The organism is Streptomyces sp. NPDC048415 (assembly GCF_040651675.1).
Taxonomy (GTDB): domain Bacteria; phylum Actinomycetota; class Actinomycetes; order Streptomycetales; family Streptomycetaceae; genus Streptomyces.
In genome coordinates this window covers 1-18,521 of the sequence record NZ_JBEZKJ010000050.1, presented here as the reverse complement: position 1 = coordinate 18,521, position 18,521 = coordinate 1, and the positions used below count along the sequence as shown (strand labels likewise).

Here is an 18,521-nt window from a genome sequence, read left to right as displayed (position 1 = left end):
GCCTTGAGGTGCCGGGTTCCACCGGTTCCACCACTGCACGCCAGGGGGAAACATCGTGGCCACCGTCCAGAAACTCCCGCCGCCACCCGTCCGCGACGACACCGCCGTACGCGTGTGGCGGTTCGTCCGTGAACCGTTCAGGGCGGACACCTGGCGCCGGGTCGGGTACGCGCTGCTGGCCTTCCCGGTGGGGATGATGTGTGTCCCACTGGCCCTGGTGGACGCTCCGACGGGGCGTTGGCAGCGGACGCTCGTACGCCGCTTCCTCGGCGCGGAGCCGTCCGGGTCCTGCCGGGGGCCGGAGCACGCGGGGTACCTCCGGAGCCTGGCCCACGCGCTCCTCGCGACCCCCCTCAACCTCCTGGTGCTGGCGTCATCGCCGAGGTCGTCGCGCAGCTCTTCGGCGCGAGCCGCCGCGCCGGCGCCCTCGACTCGCTCACGCCCCGCGAGCGCGAGGTGCTCGCGCTGATGGCCGAGGGCCGCACCAACCAGGCGATCGCCGACGCCTTCACCGTCTCCGAACGGGCCGTCGAGAAACACATCGCCAACATCTTCATGAAGCTCGACCTGCCCCCCTCGGACACCGGTCACCGGCGGGTACTGGCGGTCCTGCGCTACCTGGACTCGGTGAGCTGAACCTCAGAAGTCCCTCAAGGTTCACCGAGATCCATGGACGGCACATCTACCCCCTCCATAGGGTCGCGATCATGCCCGACATATCGCTGACCATGGTCGTCGTCCTCTGCCTCGCCTCCCTGGCGGCCGGCTGGATCGACGCCGTGGTGGGCGGCGGCGGCCTCCTCCTGCTCCCCGCACTGCTGCTCGGACTGCCGAGCGGCACTCCGGCCGCGTACGCGCTCGGCACGAACAAGGCGGTGGCGATCGTCGGCACGACGGGCGCCGCGGTCACGTACGCGCGCAAGGCGCCCGTCGACGTGCGCCTGGCCGCACGGATCGGGCTCGCGGCGCTGGCCGGTTCGACCGCCGGGGCGTTCGTCGCCGCCGGGCTGAGCACCGAGGTGCTGAAGCCGGTTGTCATGGTGGTGCTGCTCGCGGTCGGAACCTTCGTGATCCTCAGACCGGCCTTCGGTACGGCGCCGTCCACCGCCCCCGTCTCCCCGCGCCGCGTCCTCGCCGCGATCGGGCTCGCGGGCCTCGGCATCGGCTTCTACGACGGACTCATCGGCCCCGGCACGGGTACGTTCCTCGTCCTCGCCCTCAGCGCGCTCCTCCACCTCGACCTGGTGACCGCCTCCGCCACTGCCAAGATCGTCAACTGCTGCACCAACGCGGGCGCCCTCGCGACCTTCGCCTGGAAGGGCACGGTCCACTGGCAACTGGCCGCCCTGATGGCCGCCTTCAACCTGGTCGGCGGGATGGCCGGGGCGCACACCGCGCTCAAGAAGGGCAGTGGGTTCGTGCGGGTCGTGCTGCTGACGGTGGTGTTCGCCCTGGTGGCCAACCTGGCGTATCAGCAGTGGGTCGCGTAGTGCGGTGGCGCGGGGTCACTACTTCAGCGTGACGTCGGCTTCCCAGATGTCGCCGAACTTGTAGGACGTCCCGTTCTGGTCCTTCCCACTGCTCGTAAATGCTCCGTTGACGTGGAGCTTCTCACCCGGTGCGGACGACTCGAGGATGTCGCACACCTGCGGGACGGTTGTCACCGGAGTGTTCTTGAGCTGGGTGATGATGTCACCGGCCTCAAAGTTTCCCGCACTGGCCGGTGAGTTGCTGTCCACGCTCGACACGAAGAGACCGTCGATGTCCTTGGCGGCGAGGCGTTTCTGAAGTGCCTCGGCATCGGCCTTTTGTTCCTCAGGGAAGTAGGAGGAGAAATCGGGGTCGCTGAGCGCGATCAGTCCCTGCCATCCGGGGTTGTTCCTGCTCTTTCCGGCGGCCAGCCCCTGGAGAAGGGGTTGGGCGTGGTCGCTGGTGATGGAGTAGTACTGGCCCTCGGTGCCCGTGAGGCTGTAAGTGTTGATTCCCACGAGCTCCGACTTGCCGTTGAGCAGCGGGCCCCCGGAATTGCCCCCGTTGAGCGTTGCCGAATGCTGAACGGCGGACGGCAGGTTGGGCATACTGACCTGGTTCGTCAGAGCGACGTCGGGTGACTGGACCACACCGCTGGTGAGGACGGCCTTCTCATGACTGATGTCGCCGGCGGCCAACGGGTAGCCGATCGTCGTCACTTGGTCCCCCTGTTTGAGGTCGCGACTGTCGCCGAACGTCACCTGCTTCAGGTCCTTTTGCGGCGTCGCCAGTTTCATGACCGCCAGATCCTCGCACGGATCACTGGCCACCAGTCGCACAGGAACGGCGGCCCCGTCCCCCATGCGGACTTGGAGAGAAGTCTGACCGGCGACCACATGGTCGTTGGTCAGAATCAGGCCTTGGTCGGCGTCGAAGATGACTCCCGTACCGTTGGCCTCATTGGCAGCCAGTACTTGCACGGTCGCGGGCGCCACATTTTCGAAGATCTTGTCCGGCGAATCGTCCGCTCGTGCCGAAGTCGTCGTGAGTCCGCCGGCCAAGGCGATGGCTGACGTGGCGGTGACGACCATTCTCGCTATCGGCCGCATCAGGGCCTCCCAGCTCCCGGCGCAGGGTCAACACTCAAGCCGAGTAAAAGATCTGCCCTTTCCAGGCTAATGCCGCGGCAAAGGCCTGTCGCGTCGAGGGAGGCCCGCTGGTCACGCGGTACGGCTCCCCGTCAGATGGGCGAAGACGACCACGTTGCCCTGGTATCCCGTCGTCCTCGAGTAACCGCCGCCGCAGGTGATGACGCGCAGCTCCGGCCGGTGGGCGGCGCCGTACACCTTGTCGTCGGGGAAGTCGCGGGCCTCGTACACCTCGACGGCGTCGACGGTGAAGACCGCGGTGCTGCCGTCGCGGCGCGCGACCTCGATGGTGCTGCCCTTCTTGAGGGCGCCCAGGTCGTAGAAGACGGCGGGGCCGTCGGCGTTGTCGACGTGCCCGGCGACGACGGCGGTGCCCCGCTCACCGGGGGTGGTGCCGGCCTCGTACCAGCCGGCGAGGTTCTTCTTCGCGGCGGGCGGCACGTCCAGGCTGCCCTGCGGGGTGAGGCCGAGGCCCATCAGGGGGGCGTCCACACGGATCGACGGGATGCGGATGCGATCGGGCGGGGAGTGCGGCAGCGAGGGGGCGGACTGCCGGTCGCGCGTGCCGGGTGACGCGGCCTGGGCGGCGGACGGCTGGGGCGGTGCGTGCGTCTCGGAGCCGCTGTGCAGCAGCCAGGCACCGGAGCAGAGGGCGACCACGGTGATGGACGCTATGGCGACGTTGCTGACCCGGTGCACACGAGCCTCCTCTCTGGGTCCTTTCCGGGGCGCTGGTGGTGTCGGATCGGATGGGTCCCCGTCCCCCTCCGGGCCGCGAGGGGCATCGGGCCGAGGAGGGGGAGGGGACGGCGGTACCGGGACGGACAGCGGAGGGTGTCCGTCAGATCCCGTCGCCTCTCGCCCGGCGATGCAGGAGCCAGGTACCGCCCGCGGCGGCGACGGCCAGAGCCGCCACTCCCGCCGCGGTCCGCACGGGATCGGGGCCGAGTGCGCCGCCGACCCCGGTGTTCACACGCCCACGCGGCTGGACCTGTTCGCGCGTGGACGTCAGGTTCACGATCAGATCGCCGGTGACCTGCCGGCCGCCCGAGCACTTCGCGACGATCTCGTACGTGCCCGGCTGCGCGCTCGGCGGCACCCGGAACTGACCGATCGCGTCGTGCTCGTGCGCGCTGGGCGCCAGCGTGAAGGTGCCCGCGCCGACCGCGCTGGCGTCACCCAACGCCGAGCCTTCGGCACCGCATGCCGCCGTGTTGACGGTGACACCGGCGCCCGGGACGACGGTGGACGGGAACACCTCCAGGCTCGAGGTGCTTCCGCCGTACGCGGGCGCGGTGGCGAGGCCCGCGGTGGCTACGGCGAGCGCGGTACCGGTCAGCATCCGGGCGGTACGTCGCATCGTGCTTGCTCCTCCGAGGGGGCCCGGCCCGCGACACCCCCAAGTGTCGCTGCGTCGGTCGAGCCCCTGCCCTACCGAGGTAAGTGGCACATGCCCGCGCCCGCTCCCTGATGGCCCGTCAGAAATGATGTGAACGGGTGTCAGAAGGGGTGCGTCCACGCCCGACTCGCCGCCATTCCAGCAGGTCACCGACGTAGGGTGGGTGTGAACGGGTGACGGAGGCTGCTTTTAGCCCGTCCGGCGTTTGAGGACGAGCGCGAAGCGCGATACGGGGGGCGGGGGCGGAGCCCCCCAGGGACGGGAGGGGTGGGGGCGGAGGGGGCGATTCCGCTAGGCCGCCCCCTGGCGGGCGGAGGGGAGACCCCGCCAGCCCGCCCCCCTGGCGAGAAATCGGCACAACCGACCGCAAGAGAAAGAGGAGCGAGTCCATGCGCATCGTGATCAGCGAGTTCATCAGCCTGGACGGCGTGGTGCAGGCGCCCGGCGGCCCCCAGGAGGACACCGACGGCGGCTTCGCCCACGGTGGCTGGTCGCACCCCTACTTCGACCCGGAGGTCGTGGGCGGCGCCTTCGCCGACGGGCTCGCCCGGTCCGAGGCGCTGCTGTTCGGCCGCCGTACGTGGCAGACGATGGCGGCGGCATGGCCCGAGCGGGCCGGCGACCCGTTCGCCGACCGGATGAACTCCCTCCCCAAGTACGTCGTCTCCAGCACACTCGGCGAGTCCGACCTGACCTGGGACAACACCACGCTCATCCCCGGTGACGAGGCCGTCGCCCGCATCCGGGAGCTGCGCGAGAGTACCGGCGGCGACCTCTCCATGATGGGCAGCCCCACCCTCGTCCGCACCCTCCTGCACGAGGGCCTGGTCGACGAACTCCAGCTCATCCGCATGCCGGTCATCCTCGGCGGCGGCAAGACGATCTTCCCGGAGGACGGCGTCCAGCGCCCACTGGAACTGGTATCCACGGTCACCGGTAAGACGGGGGTGGAGGTGTGCGTGTATCGGCCGGCGGGCCAGGACTAGGGCCTGTCCGGCGGGATCAGGTCGCAGAGAAGCGAGGGTTCCTGGTCGGCGCAGCTGAGCGTGGGGGAGGGCGTGCCATCCCCGCGTCTGCGGCAGGATCCGCCGACAGGGCCCTAGAGGGCGGGGGGAGCGGATGGATCGCCGTGAGGGGCGGCCGCCCCGGTCGGACAGGCCGAGGCCGCCGCACACCCCGGGCTCAGCCCACCGACACGGCGCTCCACGCCGACGCCACCGCGTTGTACTCCGTGCTGCCCGCCCCGTACAGGTCCTTCGCCGCGTTCAGGGTCGCTGTGCGGGCGCCCGCGTAGTTCGTGGAGGACGTCATGTAGACGGTGAGGGCGCGGTACCAGATCTTGCCGACCTTGTCGCGGCCGATGCCGGTGACCGTGGAGCCGTTGCAGGTCGGGGAGTCGTAGCTGACTCCGTTGATGGTCTTCGCGCCGCTGCCTTCCGAGAGGAGGTAGGCGAAGTGGTTGGCGACGCCCGACGAGTAGTGCACGTCGAGGTTGCCGACCGAACTGCTCCAGCAGTCAGCCGAGTTGCCGTCCTTGGACGGCTTGTCCATGTAGCGCAGGGCCGGCTTGCCGAAGCCCGAGCGGACGATCTTCTCGCCGATCAGGTAGTCGCCCGGGTCGGAGGCGTTGTTCGCGTACCACTCCACCATCGTGCCGAAGATGTCCGACGTCGCCTCGTTCAGACCGCCGGACTCGCCCGAGTACGTCAGCGCCGCGGTCTTGGCCGTCACGCCGTGGGACATCTCGTGGCCCGCCACGTCCAGCGCCACCAGCGGCCCGAACGTCGTCCCGTCACCGTCGCCGTACGTCATGCAGAAGCAGTTGTCGTCCCAGAAGGCGTTGTTGTAGTTGCTGCCGTAGTGCACGCGGTTGTACGAGCCCTTGCCGTCGCCCGCGATGCCGTTGCGGCCGTGGACGTTCTTGTAGTAGTCCCAGGTCTCGTTGGTGCCGTACTGGGCGTCCACCGCCGCGGACGAGCGGTCCGCCGTCGTGCCCGTACCCCAGTGGTTGTCCGCGTCGGTGAAGAGCGTCGCGGAGGCCCGGCTGACGCAGATCCCGAGTATGCACAGGTCCGTCTTGTTCGCCGCGTCGCCGGTGTACGTGTTGCCGCGGGTGGGGTCCTTGAGCTGGTACGTCGAGCCGGACAGCGTCGTCTCCAGCGGGACCGTGCCGCTGTAGAGCGACTTCCCGTCGCCCGTCGCCGTCTCGATGCTGTCCCAGGCGTCGATCTGCGTGCCGGTGCGGGCGTCGGTGAGGACCGTGCGGGCGAGCGGGTTGCCGACCGAGTCCTGGGCCACCGCTTCGGTGCGCCAGGCGAGCTTCGGTGCCCCGTGCAGGGCGTCGACGACCAGCTGGGGCTTGGCCGTCACCTTCCTCAGCGCCTCGCCCAGGTTCGCGGCGCGCAGCGCGTTCACCGCCAGGTCGGCGGCCTTCGGGGCGGTGAGGCCGGGGCTGACGCTCGCCAGCGATATGGAGCTCTTCGTCGCACGGTTGGCGCTGCGGTACGCACCGTTCGGGGCCAGATGGACCACGAAGTCGCCGCCCAGTACGGGGAGTTGATGGTACGTGCGGTCGTAACGCACATGCTGGGTGCCGTCCTTGTCGACGACGACGTCCCGGACGGAGGTGTCCTGCGCCGAGGTGAGCCCGAGGCTCGCGGCATGGTCCACGAGCGCCGACGCCGCGTTCTCTATCGCGGTGGCGCGGCTCGGTCTGACGTCCGCGCTCGCGGTCGGGGCGAGCGCGGCGGCCAGCAGTGTGGCGGTGGTCGCGGCTATGCCCGCGGTGGCCAGACGGGAACCTCGGATGTGCCGTATCCGACTCATCGGTCTCCTAGGGAAGGCGCCTTGGGGCGCGTGGGGAGGCGCTGATGTTGACTGAGATTTAAAGGTCCATGACATGGCATGTCCATAGCGTGTACTGGCGGATGTGTGAGGGTGTGTGAGGGGTGAGAATCGTTTCTGCAAAGGCCCGCGCAAGCCCCGCCGCAGCGGTGGCTGGAGGAGGAGACCGCCGAGTGAGACTGCCCTTCTTCGTCTACGGCACCCTGCGGGCGGGCGAGCACAACCACGACCGGTTCCTGCGGGGACGTACGCGCTCCGAGGAGCCGGGACGGATGCGCGGACTCGTGCTGTACGAGGGGCCCGGCTATCCGTACGCCGTCGAAGACCCCGGCGGAGTGGTCAGCGGCGAACTCGTGACCGCGCTGCCCCAGGCGTACGAGGAACTGCTCACGGCGCTCGACCGGTTGGAGGAGTACGTCCCGGGAGACCCGCGCAACCTCTACGAGCGGGTCGCACGCGACGTCACGCGCGCCGACGGGACGTCGGCCGTCCGGGCCTGGGTGTACGTCGCCGCCCCCGCCGTCGCAGCCCGGCTTCGGGCGGCGGGCTCACTGATCGTGGGCGGGGACTGGCGCGAGGCCGGCTGAGACACGCCGGGCAGGCCCGAGGGCACCTCGGCAAGACGCACCAGCGCCACCCCCGGAACCTCCCCCAACCGCACTTGCACCCCCGCCCCCTCCCACTCCGCCGTCCCGCTCCCCGCCGTCCCGGGATGCAGAACCTCCACCCGTACGTCTTCCGGCCCCGCCAAGTGCGGTACGGGCAGCACCCGTTCGGAGCCGCCCCCGCCCCTCCGCCACACCAGGAGCGCCCATCGAGCGCGCCCCGCCCGCACGGCGAAGCCATGTCGCCGGGATGCCGCCCCCCACCGATGCCCGATACCCGATCCCCTACTTCACTGCCTCCACACGCACAGCGCACGCCTTGAACTCGGGCATCCGGGACGTCGGGTCGAGGGCCGGGTTGGTCAGGGTGTTGGCGCGGCCCTCGCCCGGCCAGTGGAAGGGCATGAACACGGTGTCGGGCCGGATGGTGGTCGTGACCCGGACCGGTGCGACGGCCCGTCCGCGCCGTGACACCACCGCCACGGCGTCCCCGTCCGCCGCCCCGAGCCGCTTGGCCAGCCGGGGATGCATCTCCACGAACGGCCCCGGCGCGGCGGCGTTCAGCTCGTCGACGCGCCGTGTCTGCGCGCCCGACTGGTACTGCGCGACGACGCGTCCGGTGGTCAGCAGGACCGGGTACTCGTCGTCCGGCTCCTCGGCCATCGCGCGATGAGTCACGGGCACGAACCGGGCCCGCCCGTCCTCGGTGGCGAAACGGTCGAGGAAGAGGCGGGGAGTGCCGGGATGGGGCAGGTCGCCGGTGCTCTCCCGCGCGGGGTCGTCCTGGAGCAGGTCGGCCGTGCTCTCGCGCGCCGGGTCGTCCTGGGGCAGGTAGGCGGTGCTTTCGCGCGCCGGGTCGTCCTGAAGTACGTCGAGTGAGGCGTCCTCGCAGTCGTCGGCGCCTACGTCTGCGCCAAGGCTCGCGGAGCCGTCTGCGCCGCGGCTCGCGGAATCGTCTGCACTGTGGCTTGCGGAGCCGTCTGCGCCGTGGCGAGCGGAATCGTCCGCGCCGTGGCGAGCGGAATCGTCCGCGCCGCGGCCCGCGGAGCCGTCCGCGCCGCGGCCCGCGGAGCCATCCGCGCCGTCGTCCGTGGCCTCCCGCGCCGGGCACGGCCAGAACACCCCGTTCTCCTCCGCCAGTCGCCGGTAGGTGATCCCCGAGTAGTCCGCCGCGCCGCCCGCGCTCGCCCTGCGCAGCTCCTCGAAGACCTCCTCCGGGTCGGTGGGGAAGCCCTTCTCCACGTCCAGGCGGGCGGCGAGTTCGTGCAGGACGTGCAGGTCGCTGCGTACGCCGTCCGGTGGGGTGATCGCCTGGCGGCGCAGCAGGACGCGGCCCTCCAGGTTCGTGGTGGTGCCCGTCTCCTCGGCCCACTGGGTGACCGGCAGGACGACGTCGGCGAGGGCGGCCGTCTCGGAGAGGACGACGTCGGCGACCGCCAGGAAGTCCAGCGACTTCAGGCGCTCCTCGATGTGCGCGGCGCGGGGCGCGGACACCACCGGGTTGGAGCCCATCAGCAGCAGCGAGTGGATGTCCGTCCCCATGGCGTCGAGGAGTTCGTACGCGCTGCGGCCGGGCCCCGGCAGCGAGTCCGGGTGCACGCCCCACACCTCGGCCACATGGCGCCGCGCCGCCGGGTCCGTCAGCTTGCGGTAGCCGGGCAACTGGTCGGCCTTCTGGCCGTGTTCACGCCCGCCCTGCCCGTTGCCCTGCCCGGTGAGGCAGCCGTACCCGGACAGCGGGCGCCCCGAACGGCCGGTCGCCAGGCACAGGTTGATCCACGCACCCACGGTGTCCGTACCCTTGGACTGCTGCTCGGGCCCGCGCGCCGTGAGCACCATCGCGGCCTCCGGCTCACAGAACAGCCGTACGGCTTCGCGGAGTTGAGGAACGGACACCCCTGTGATCCGTTCCACGTACTCCGGCCAGTGCGCCATCGCCGCCGCCCGCGCCTCCTCCCAGCCGGTGGTACGGGCCTGGATGTACTCCTCGTCCGTCCGCCCCTCGGCCACGATCAGATGGAGCATCCCCAGCGCCAGCGCCAGGTCCGTCCCCGGGCGCGGCGCCAGATGCAGGTCCGCCTGCTCGGCCGTACGGGTGCGGCGCGGGTCGATGACGATCAGCGTGCCGCCGTTCTCCTTCAGCTCGGTGAGGTAGCGCAGGGCGGGCGGCATCGTCTCGGCGAGGTTGGAGCCGACGAGGATCACACAGCCGGTCCTCGGGATGTCCTCCAGGGGGAAGGGCAGCCCCCGGTCCAGGCCGAAGGCATTGATCCCGGCCGCCGCCGCGGACGACATGCAGAAGCGGCCGTTGTAGTCGATCTGCGAGGTGCCGAGCACGACGCGGGCGAACTTTCCGAGGGCGTACGCCTTCTCGTTCGTCAGTCCGCCCCCGCCGAAGACCCCGCACGCGTCCGGGCCATGCTCCGTGCGCGTGCGGGACAGTCCCCCGGCGATCCGGTCGAGCGCCTCGTCCCAGCCGGCGGGCTCCAGTACGCCCGCGTTGCGGACCAGCGGGGAGGTCAGCCGTACGCGGGACGACAGCACCTCGGGCGCGGTACGGCCCTTGCCGCACAGCGCGCCCCGGTTCACCGGGAAGTCCGCGCGCTCGGTCACCTCGACGCCCCCGTCGGCCGTGGGCGTCAGATTCATCCCGCACTGCAGGGCGCAGTACGGGCAGTGGGTGGGCGTCACTGAGGCATTCATACCGCTCAGCGTGCGTCGGGCGTGTTACGCCCCGGGGCGGGGGGCGTTACGCGGCCGGGACGGTGACCTCCCGGCGGGGCCGAGGGCGCCGTGAGGGTTCGCCCCCGCCGCCCCCGCCCTTCCCGTACCTGGGGCTCCGCCCTCAGATCCCACTATCGCGCTTAGCGCTCGTCCTCAAACGCCGGACGGGCTGAGAATGGCCCGCGCGACCCCCGGCTCCTTCGGTCCCAGGAACTGCGGGTCCGGCTTGAACAGCGCGTCCAGCGCGGCCTTCCCCGCCGCGAAGACCTCGCGGGCGCCGCCGTAATACCAGGTGGCGTCGTGCTTGGCGTCGACGCCGATGCCGTACGACTTCACCCCCGCCGCCTGGCACAGGGCGACGGCCCGCCGGATGTGGAAGCCCTGACTGATCAGTACGGCCTCGTGGACGCCGAAGATCTTCCGGGCGCGGACGCAGGAGTCCCAGGTGTCGAAACCGGCGTAGTCGCTGACGATCCGCCGGTCCGGCACCCCCCGCTTGGTGAGATACGCGCGCATCGCGTCCGGCTCGTCGTAGTCCTTGCGGCTGTTGTCACCGGTGACGAGGACGACCTCGATCCGCCCGGCCCGGTACAGCTTCGCGGCGGCGTCGAGGCGGTGGGCGAGGTACGGCGACGGCTCGCCGTCCCACAGGCCGGCGCCGAAGACCACCGCGACCTGCGTGCGGGGGGCGTCGGCGGTGGTCCGCAGCCGGTCGCCCGTCACCGCGTACATCCACGTCGCGGGCAGCAGCACCAGGACGCACAGCAACATCAGCGCCTGCACCGCCCGACGCTGCCCGGTACGGGTGCGCGGCAGGCGCGGTCTCAGTGACGCGGGCAGCTTCGGACGGCGCTTCGGACGGCGCATCGGACGGTCCCCTCCCCAGGTGGCCTCGCCCATGGAGGACGCGGCGTACGGCCATCCGGTTCGCGCCCATGGAGTGACCAGTTTCACTCACGGAACCGTCCCCGCAGGTCACGAAGGCTCACAGTGCCCCTACAGCCCACCGTGAAGCGCCGGAAAACACCCGTCATGCCCGCGCAACCGTCCGGCAACCTGCTGCCGTCAGGATCGGCCCATGACGGCGTCGAACCCTCCTCGCGACGAGTCCCAGTTCCGCCCCGGCGGCCAGCCGCTGCGCGGCGCCCACCTCGACAGTACGGCGCAACTCATGAACGCGATCACCAGCCAGCTCGGCAGCCAGCTCAGCCTCGTCTCGCTCAACGGCACCCGCCGCCCGGCGCCGCCCGCCCTCGTCCTCGTGGCGCACGGCAGCCGCGACCCGCGCGCGCTGAGCACCGTACGCACCCTGCTCGAGCGGATCCGCGAGCTGCGCCCCCACCTGTCCGTGCGACTGGGCCACATCGAGCTGAACGAGCCCCTGCTGTCCGACACGCTCGCCGCGCTGCCGGCGGGCGACGCCGTCCTCGTACCGCTGCTGCTCAGCCGCGGCTACCACGTCAAGCAGGACATCCCGCAAGCCGCGGCCGCCGCGTCCCATCTGCGCACCCGCGTCGCCGCGCCGCTCGGCCCGCATCCGCTGCTCGTGGAGACCTTGTACGGGCGGCTCGTCGAGGCCGGCTGGCGGACGAGAATGAGCGACTCCGCCCGCCGCGCGAGCGGAGTCGTCCTGGCCGCCGCCGGCTCCCGCGACCCCGACGCCGCCGTCGACACCCGCCGCACCGCGCAGCTGCTCGCCGAGCGGCTCGGCGTTCCTGTCGTCCCGGCGTACGCGTCCGCCGCCGCACCCACCGTCCCCGCCGCCCTGCGCACACTCGCCGCCCGGGGCCGCCACCGCGTCGCCGTCGCCTCGTACTTCACCGCCCCCGGCCGCTTCGCCACCGAGTGCGCCAAGGCCGCCCCCTGGATCACCGCCGACCCGCTGGGCGCCCACCCGGCGATGGCCCGCCTCGTGCTGCACCGCTACGACCAGGCCGTCGCGACCCCCGAGCCCACCCCCGAGCGCGCCCTGGCCTCGGCCTGAACCTGACGGCTCCGCACCGCTCGTCGCCGACGACGCCAGCCATGACCTCTCGATTGTCACTGCCTGCGTTTACTGTCGGGGCATGGAAGGCACTGCACCGAAGGCATACGAGAACCACGCGACGGACAGCGGAGCATACGAGAACCACGCGACGGACAGCGGATACGACGAGTCTGCTGTCGAGCGCTGGGCCGTCGAGCCCGACAAACGGCCCGGGCGCACCGCCTTCCAGCGCGACCGCGCGCGCGTGCTGCACTCCTCCGCCCTGCGCCGCCTCGCGGGCAAGACCCAGGTCGTCACCCCGGGCACCCGAAGCCAGGTCTGGGACGCGAGTCCGCGTACGCGCCTGACCCACTCCCTGGAGTGCGCCCAGGTCGGCCGCGAGCTGGGCGCCGCCCTCGGCTGCGACCCCGACCTCGTCGAGGCGGCCTGCCTCTCGCACGACCTCGGCCACCCGCCCTTCGGGCACAACGGCGAACAGGCGTTGAACGAGTTCGCGGAGGACTGCGGCGGCTTCGAGGGCAACGCCCAGTCCCTGCGCCTGCTGGCGAGGACCGAACCCAAGCGCTTCGTCACCAGCGAAGAGTCCGGCGAACTCGTCAGCGTCGGCCTCAACCTCACCCGCGCCGCGCTCGACGCCGCCACCAAGTACCCCTGGCCGAGAGGCGCCCACCCCACCGACCCCAAGTCGCCGAAGTTCGGGGTCTACGAGGACGACCGGCCCGTCTTCGACTGGGTGCGCAAGGGCGCCCCCGGCACCCGGACCTGCTTCGAGGCCCAGGTCATGGACTGGGCCGACGACGTGGCGTACTCGGTGCACGACGTCGAGGACGGTCTGCACGCGGGCCACATCGACCCCAACTGCCTGCACGCCGAACCGGAACGGCGGGAGATCTTCGCGGTGGCCATCGGGCGGTATGTGCCCGCGGACACCGATCCCGCCGAGCTGTCCGAGGCCCTCGACCGGCTCCTCGACCAGGACTGGTGGCCGCACGGGTACGACGGATCGGCCGTCGCGCAGGCCCGCCTCAAGGACGCCACCAGCCAGCTCATCGGCCGTTTCTGCCTGGCCGCGGAGGGTGCCACGCGCGCGACCTACGGCAGCGGACGCCTCACCCGGTACGCGGCGGAACTGGTCGTGCCGCGTGCCGCCCGCCACGAGTGCGCGGTCCTCAAGGCGGTCGCCGACCGGTACGTCATGCAGCGCGCCGAACAGGAGCGGCTCCGCGCCGACCAGCGGATCGTCGTCGCCGAGCTGGCCGAGGCGCTCACGACCCGCGCGCCCGACGGTCTGGATCCGCAGTTCCGTGCGCTGTTCGACCACGCGCCCGACGACCGCGCCCGAAAGCGGGTGATCGTCGACCAGATCGCATCCCTCACCGACGCCTCGGCGCGTTCCCTGCACCTCAGGCTCACCACACGTTCCCATGGAAGCGGAAGAGGGTGACCCTGCGTGGCCTGATCGGGCCACACCCTCTTCCCGCATCACGCTCCGTGCGGGACGCTCGCATGTGGCGACATCCTTACGAGGAGGCATCAAGTGGTCGACGCGGATCAGACATTCGTCATCGTCGGAGGAGGGCTCGCCGGCGCGAAGGCGGCCGAGACGCTCCGAACGGAGGGATTCACCGGCCGCGTGATACTGATCTGCGACGAACGCGACCACCCCTACGAGCGCCCGCCGCTGTCCAAGGGCTATCTCCTCGGGAAGGAGGAGCGCGACAGCGTCTTCGTCCACGAACCCGCCTGGTACGCGCGCAACGACATCGAGCTGCACCTCGGCCAGACCGTCGACGCCATCGACCGCACGGCCAAGACCGTCCGCTTCGGTGACGACGGCACCCTCGTCCACTACGACAAGCTGCTCATCGCCACGGGTGCGGAGCCGCGTCGGCTCGACATCCCGGGCACCGACCTCGCCGGCGTCCACCACCTGCGCCGGCTCGCCCACGCCGAGCGCCTCAAGGGCGTCCTCGCCGCCCTCGGCCGCGACAACGGACACATCGTCATCGCGGGCGCCGGCTGGATCGGCCTGGAGGTCGCGGCGGCAGCCCGCGAGTACGGCGCCGAGGTCACCGTCGTGGAGCCGGAGCCGACCCCGCTGCACGCCGTCCTCGGCCCGGAACTGGGCAATGTCTTCGCCGAGCTGCACCGCGAGCACGGCGTCCGCTTCCACTTCGGCGTCCGGCTCACCGAGATCATCGGCCAGGACGGCATGGTCCTCGCCGCCCGCACCGACGACGGTGAGGAACACCCCGCGCACGACGTGCTCGCCGCGATCGGCGCCGCCCCGCGCACCGGTCTCGCCGAGGCCGCGGGCCTGACCCTCTCCGACCGCGCGCACGGCGGCGGCATCGCGGTCGACGAGCGGCTGCGCACCTCCGACCCCGACATCTACGCCGCCGGTGACGTCGCCGCCTTCCACCACCCCCTCTTCGACACTCGGCTACGCGTCGAGCACTGGGCCAACGCCCTCAACGGCGGACCGGCCGCCGCCCGCTCGATGCTGGGCCGCGAGCTGACGTACGACCGCGTGCCCTATTTCTTCTCCGACCAGTACGACATCGGGCTCGAGTACTCGGGCTGGGCGCCTCCGGGGACGTACGACGAAGTGGTGATCCGCGGAGACGCGGGCAAGCGGCAGTTCATCGCGTTCTGGATGAAGGAGGGGCGGGTGCTGGCCGGGATGAACGTGAATGTGTGGGACGTCACGGAGCCCATCCAGCAGCTGATCCGATCCCGGGCCCAGGTGGACACCGAGGCACTCGCGGACCCGCACGTTCCGCTGGACAGCCTGGTCCCATGACCGACGGCGGCACTCGACTGTCACACCCTCACCGTAGAATCCATGCGTGGCTGGAAGGATCAACGACGAGGACGTGAAGGCTGTTCGGGACGCGGTCCCGATCGACGCCGTGGTGTCCGAGTACCTCCAGCTGCGAGGCGCGGGCGGCGGCAACCTCAAGGGCCTGTGCCCCTTCCATGACGAGAAGTCCCCGTCCTTCCAGGTCAGCCCGAGCAAGGGACTCTTCCACTGCTTCGGCTGCCAGGAGGGCGGCGACACCATCACGTTCGTGATGAAGGTCGACCACCTCACCTTCTCCGAGTCGGTCGAGCGCCTCGCCGCCCAGGCAGGCATCACCCTGCGCTACGAGGAGGGCGGGTACAACCCCTCCCACCAGCGCGGCGAGCGCATCCGCCTGGTCGAGGCGCACAAGGCGGCCGCGCAGTTCTACATCGAGCAGCTCGACACCAGCTCCGAGGCCGACACGGGCCGCAAGTTCCTCGCCGAGCGCGGCTTCGATCAGTCGGCCGCCGCGCACTTCGGCGTCGGCTACAGCCCCCAGGGCTGGGACCACCTCACCCGCTACCTGCGCGGCAAGGGCTTCACCGACAAGGAACTGCTCCTCTCCGGCCTCTCCCAGGAGGGCCGCCGCGGCCCCATCGACCGCTTCCGCGGCCGCCTGATGTGGCCGATCCGCGACGTCGGCGGCGAGGTCGTCGGCTTCGGCGCCCGCAAGCTGTACGAGTCGGACAACGGCCCCAAATACCTGAACACGCCCGACACCGCGATCTACAAGAAGTCCCAGGTCCTGTACGGCATCGACCTCGCCAAGAAGGACATCGCCAAGGCCAGTCGCGCGGTCGTCGTCGAGGGCTACACCGACGTCATGGCCTGCCACCTGGCCGGAATCACAACCGCCATCGCCACCTGCGGTACGGCCTTCGGCGGCGACCACATCAAGATCCTCCGCCGGCTGCTGATGGACAACGGCTCGGCGCGCGTGATCTTCACCTTCGACGGCGACGCGGCCGGCCAGAAGGCGGCCCTCCGCGCCTTCGAGGACGACCAGAAGTTCGCCGCCGAGACGTACATCGCCATCGCCCCCGACGGCATGGACCCCTGCGAGCTGCGCCTGGCCAAGGGCGACGAGGCGGTCGCCGACCTGGTCGAACCGCGCACCCCGCTCTTCGAGTTTGCCCTGCGCCAGATCGTCCTGCGCTACGACCTGGAGACCCCGGCGGGGCGCGCCGCCGCCCTGGACGAGGCGGCACCCATCGTCGCCCGCATCAAGAACAGCGGCGCGCAGCACGAGGTCGCCGTGCAGCTCGCGGGCATGCTCGGCATCCTCGACACCCAGTTCGTCGTCAAGCGGGTGGCCCAGCTGGCCCGTTGGGCCCGCGACCGCGGCGGCAGGGGCCCGGCGCCGGTCGGCCCCCGTCCCCAGCAGACGTACGCCGCCGCACACACGGCCACTGGCGGCCCGGCGCTCACCCTGCGCAACCCCGTCTTTGCCACGGAGCGTGAGCTGCTCAAACTCGCCCTCCAGCGGCCCGAGTTGGTCTCCCCGGCGTTCGACGCGTACGGAATGGACGAGTTCACCGCCGCGCCGTACGCCGCCGTACGCCAGGCGATCATGGAAGCGGGCGGCGCCGAGTACGGCGTCCAGGACCCCCAGGAGTATCTGGTCAAGGTCCGCGAGGCCGCCCCGGACAACGCCGTCCGCGCGATGGTCACGGAGCTGGCCGTCGAGGCGATCCTGCGCAAGACGGTCGACGAGAACTACGCGGGCGAACAGCTGGTCACCGTCCGCCGCCGCGCCGTCGCCCGCCGCATCACCGACCTCCAGGGCGCCTTCTCCCGCCTGGGCATGAACGGCGACCCGGCCCAGGCGGCCGCCGTGCAGAACGAGCTGATGACCCTTCAGCGCTACGACAGAGCCCTGCAGGAGCAGGGGCCGGGAGCGCTGTAAGAGCGGGGTCCGGCAACTCTGCAGGACCCGGGCCCTCGAGGACTGCAAGGCCCCCGAGGCGGCCTCGAGGTTTTCATGCCCGGGCGCCCGCACCGCTCACGTGCGCCTTTCAACCTGTTTCGGCCGTTCAGGGACGCGCACTCGTCCACGAGGATAACCACGCGGTCACGGACCGGACGCAAAAAGTCACCGCACGCCCCTCGTGGCGGCGATGTGTCGTACTCCACACTGGTTCCGGTGCCTGAGTCCTCGGAGCGCGGCCGACCCGCACGCGACGGGTTCCCGATCCCCGCGGTTCCGCTAAACGACTACGGGATGGACAGCGGCGAGGCCGTCGACTCCATCCCCGACGTACCGCTGCCGCACACCTCAGCAGCGACATTCCTGGAGGTCGCCCCCGTGCAGACCCAGACCCTCGCCCAGACCGACAACGCCACGGACACGGAAACCGACGTCGTCGCGGCGGTCCCCCCGCAGAGCCGTGCCACGCACCACCCCGAGGCCGAGCCGGAGGGCCCGCCGGAACCGGACGCGCCGCAGGCCGGCGCCGTCGAGGTCGAGGCGGAAGCCGAACCCGAGACCGAGGCCCCCGAGCCCCGGGGCCGCACCGCGGACACCGGTGGACCCTCCTCCGACCTGTTCCGCCAGTACCTGCGCGAGATCGGTCGGATCCCGCTGCTCACCGCGGCGGAGGAAGTCGAGCTCGCCCGCCGGGTGGAGGCCGGTCTCTTCGCCGAGGAGAAGCTCCGGCTCGCCCCCGATCTGGACAGTCAGCTCGCCCTCGACCTCGACAAGCTGGTCGTCATGGGCCGCATGGCCAAGCGCCGCCTCATCGAGGCGAACCTCCGCCTGGTCGTCTCCGTCGCCAAGCGGTACGTCGGCCGCGGGCTGACCATGCTCGACCTCGTCCAGGAGGGAAACCTCGGCCTCATCAGGGCCGTGGAGAAGTTCGACTACGCCCGGGGCTACAAGTTCTCGACGTACGCCACCTGGTGGATCCGGCAGGCCATGTCCCGCGCCCTCGCCGACCAGGCCCGCACCATTCGAGTCCCGGTGCACGTCGTCGAGTTGATCAACCGGGTCGTCCGTGTTCAGCGGCGGATGCTCCAGGAGCGGGGCTACGAGCCGACGCCCGAGGAGGTCGCCGCGCATCTGGAGCTGCCCAGTGAGCGGGTCAGCGAGGTGCTGCGGCTGGCCCAGGAGCCGGTGTCGCTCCATGCCCCGGTGGGGGAGGAGGACGACGTGGCCCTGGGGGACCTGATCGAGGACGGCGACGCGACGAGTCCTGTCGAATCCGCCGCGTTCCTTCTCCTCCGCGAGCACCTGGAGGCGGTCCTGTCCACGCTCGGCGAGCGCGAGCGCAAGGTCGTCCAACTCCGCTACGGCCTCGCGGACGGCCGCCCCCGCACGCTGGAGGAGATAGGCCGCATCTTCGGCGTGACCCGCGAACGCATCCGCCAGATCGAGTCCAAGACCCTGAACAAGCTCAGGGACCACGCCTTCGCGGACCAGCTGCGGGGCTATCTGGACTGAGCCCCGTCCCTTGGGGGCTCCGCCCCCCAGACCCCGTTCCTCAAACGCCGGGATCCAGCC

Annotated in this window: 15 protein-coding genes and 1 pseudogene; 10 read left to right on the top strand and 6 right to left on the bottom strand. The window is 71.1% G+C overall.

Annotated elements, in window-relative coordinates; all coding sequences use genetic code 11:
- Positions 1 to 55: 55 nt before the first annotated feature.
- From AB0D27_RS27910 to AB0D27_RS27900, 3 genes and pseudogenes are all read left to right on the top strand, one after another.
- Positions 56 to 469 carry a hypothetical protein gene (locus AB0D27_RS27910; protein ID WP_362514343.1) on the top strand — a complete coding sequence of 138 codons (414 nt, stop codon included), beginning with the start codon at positions 56 to 58 and terminating at the stop codon, positions 467 to 469.
- Positions 382 to 636 (top strand): annotated as a pseudogene (locus AB0D27_RS27905) (helix-turn-helix transcriptional regulator); the annotation flags it as partial. The gene AB0D27_RS27910 and the pseudogene AB0D27_RS27905, both read left to right, overlap by 88 nt.
- 71 nt (positions 637 to 707) lie before the next feature.
- A complete protein-coding gene (locus AB0D27_RS27900) occupies positions 708 to 1,490 on the top strand; it encodes a TSUP family transporter (protein ID WP_362514237.1) in 783 nt (260 codons plus the stop codon).
- An 18-nt stretch (positions 1,491 to 1,508) separates the two neighbouring features.
- Here AB0D27_RS27900 and AB0D27_RS27895 read toward each other — a convergent pair whose 3' ends face one another.
- The 3 genes from AB0D27_RS27895 to AB0D27_RS27885 all read right to left on the bottom strand — a co-directional run bounded on the left by AB0D27_RS27895 (position 1,509) and on the right by AB0D27_RS27885 (position 3,978).
- On the bottom strand, positions 1,509 to 2,561 hold the full coding sequence (locus tag AB0D27_RS27895) for a S1C family serine protease (protein WP_362514234.1): 1,053 nt from the start codon (positions 2,559 to 2,561) through the stop codon (positions 1,509 to 1,511).
- A gap of 129 nt (positions 2,562 to 2,690) precedes the next feature.
- A complete protein-coding gene (locus tag AB0D27_RS27890) occupies positions 2,691 to 3,317 on the bottom strand; it encodes a class F sortase (protein WP_362514231.1) in 627 nt (208 codons plus the stop codon).
- A gap of 142 nt (positions 3,318 to 3,459) precedes the next feature.
- On the bottom strand, positions 3,460 to 3,978 hold the full coding sequence (locus AB0D27_RS27885) for a hypothetical protein (RefSeq protein ID WP_362514228.1): 519 nt from the start codon (positions 3,976 to 3,978) through the stop codon (positions 3,460 to 3,462).
- A gap of 428 nt (positions 3,979 to 4,406) precedes the next feature.
- Between AB0D27_RS27885 and AB0D27_RS27880 the strand changes: the two genes are divergently transcribed.
- Positions 4,407 to 5,003 carry a dihydrofolate reductase family protein gene (locus AB0D27_RS27880; protein ID WP_362514226.1) on the top strand — a complete coding sequence of 199 codons (597 nt, stop codon included), beginning with the start codon at positions 4,407 to 4,409 and terminating at the stop codon, positions 5,001 to 5,003.
- A 196-nt stretch (positions 5,004 to 5,199) separates the two neighbouring features.
- On the opposite strand, the gene AB0D27_RS27875 is transcribed toward AB0D27_RS27880, so the two are convergent.
- Positions 5,200 to 6,843 (bottom strand): M4 family metallopeptidase, encoded by a 1,644-nt coding sequence (locus tag AB0D27_RS27875; RefSeq protein ID WP_362514224.1) that lies wholly within the window; start codon positions 6,841 to 6,843, stop codon positions 5,200 to 5,202.
- Positions 6,844 to 7,034: 191 nt separating this feature from the next.
- Here AB0D27_RS27875 and AB0D27_RS27870 point away from each other — a divergent pair, with 191 nt between their 5' ends.
- Positions 7,035 to 7,448 carry a gamma-glutamylcyclotransferase family protein gene (locus AB0D27_RS27870; protein ID WP_362514222.1) on the top strand — a complete coding sequence of 138 codons (414 nt, stop codon included), beginning with the start codon at positions 7,035 to 7,037 and terminating at the stop codon, positions 7,446 to 7,448.
- Between the two features lie 303 nt (positions 7,449 to 7,751).
- Here AB0D27_RS27870 and AB0D27_RS27865 read toward each other — a convergent pair whose 3' ends face one another.
- Positions 7,752 to 10,169, bottom strand: a complete 2,418-nt coding sequence (locus tag AB0D27_RS27865; protein ID WP_362514219.1) for a molybdopterin-dependent oxidoreductase — start codon at positions 10,167 to 10,169, stop codon at positions 7,752 to 7,754.
- A 174-nt stretch (positions 10,170 to 10,343) separates the two neighbouring features.
- Positions 10,344 to 11,057, bottom strand: coding sequence for an ElyC/SanA/YdcF family protein (locus AB0D27_RS27860; RefSeq protein WP_362514216.1), 714 nt, complete (start codon positions 11,055 to 11,057; stop codon positions 10,344 to 10,346).
- Positions 11,058 to 11,268: 211 nt separating this feature from the next.
- On the opposite strand from AB0D27_RS27860, the gene AB0D27_RS27855 reads away from it, so the two are divergent.
- The 5 genes from AB0D27_RS27855 to AB0D27_RS27835 all read left to right on the top strand — a co-directional run bounded on the left by AB0D27_RS27855 (position 11,269) and on the right by AB0D27_RS27835 (position 18,461).
- Positions 11,269 to 12,174 carry a sirohydrochlorin chelatase gene (locus tag AB0D27_RS27855; protein ID WP_362514213.1) on the top strand — a complete coding sequence of 302 codons (906 nt, stop codon included), beginning with the start codon at positions 11,269 to 11,271 and terminating at the stop codon, positions 12,172 to 12,174.
- A gap of 82 nt (positions 12,175 to 12,256) precedes the next feature.
- Positions 12,257 to 13,621, top strand: a complete 1,365-nt coding sequence (locus AB0D27_RS27850) for a deoxyguanosinetriphosphate triphosphohydrolase (RefSeq protein WP_362514210.1) — start codon at positions 12,257 to 12,259, stop codon at positions 13,619 to 13,621.
- A gap of 93 nt (positions 13,622 to 13,714) precedes the next feature.
- Positions 13,715 to 14,980: an FAD-dependent oxidoreductase gene (locus tag AB0D27_RS27845; protein WP_362514208.1), complete on the top strand. Its 1,266-nt coding sequence runs from the start codon at positions 13,715 to 13,717 to the stop codon at positions 14,978 to 14,980.
- A 46-nt stretch (positions 14,981 to 15,026) separates the two neighbouring features.
- Positions 15,027 to 16,928: a DNA primase gene (gene dnaG, locus AB0D27_RS27840; protein ID WP_362514205.1), complete on the top strand. Its 1,902-nt coding sequence runs from the start codon at positions 15,027 to 15,029 to the stop codon at positions 16,926 to 16,928.
- Between the two features lie 237 nt (positions 16,929 to 17,165).
- The gene (locus tag AB0D27_RS27835; RefSeq protein WP_362514203.1) at positions 17,166 to 18,461 is read left to right on the top strand and encodes an RNA polymerase sigma factor; all 1,296 of its coding nucleotides are present in this window, start codon (positions 17,166 to 17,168) and stop codon (positions 18,459 to 18,461) included.
- Positions 18,462 to 18,521 lie beyond the last annotated feature (60 nt).

What these genes read in the sequence shown, in the direction of transcription:
- AB0D27_RS27900 (WP_362514237.1), top strand. Translation starts at nt 708, where the DNA reads ATGCCCGACATATCGCTGACCATGGTCGTCGTCCTCTGCCTCGCCTCC.
- AB0D27_RS27895 (WP_362514234.1), bottom strand. Translation starts at nt 2,561, where the DNA reads ATGGTCGTCACCGCCACGTCAGCCATCGCCTTGGCCGGCGGACTCACG.
- AB0D27_RS27885 (WP_362514228.1), bottom strand. Translation starts at nt 3,978, where the DNA reads ATGCGACGTACCGCCCGGATGCTGACCGGTACCGCGCTCGCCGTAGCC.
- AB0D27_RS27880 (WP_362514226.1), top strand. Translation starts at nt 4,407, where the DNA reads ATGCGCATCGTGATCAGCGAGTTCATCAGCCTGGACGGCGTGGTGCAG.
- AB0D27_RS27875 (WP_362514224.1), bottom strand. Translation starts at nt 6,843, where the DNA reads ATGAGTCGGATACGGCACATCCGAGGTTCCCGTCTGGCCACCGCGGGC.
- AB0D27_RS27865 (WP_362514219.1), bottom strand. Translation starts at nt 10,169, where the DNA reads ATGAATGCCTCAGTGACGCCCACCCACTGCCCGTACTGCGCCCTGCAG.
- AB0D27_RS27860 (WP_362514216.1), bottom strand. Translation starts at nt 11,057, where the DNA reads ATGCGCCGTCCGAAGCGCCGTCCGAAGCTGCCCGCGTCACTGAGACCG.
- AB0D27_RS27855 (WP_362514213.1), top strand. Translation starts at nt 11,269, where the DNA reads ATGACGGCGTCGAACCCTCCTCGCGACGAGTCCCAGTTCCGCCCCGGC.
- AB0D27_RS27850 (WP_362514210.1), top strand. Translation starts at nt 12,257, where the DNA reads ATGGAAGGCACTGCACCGAAGGCATACGAGAACCACGCGACGGACAGC.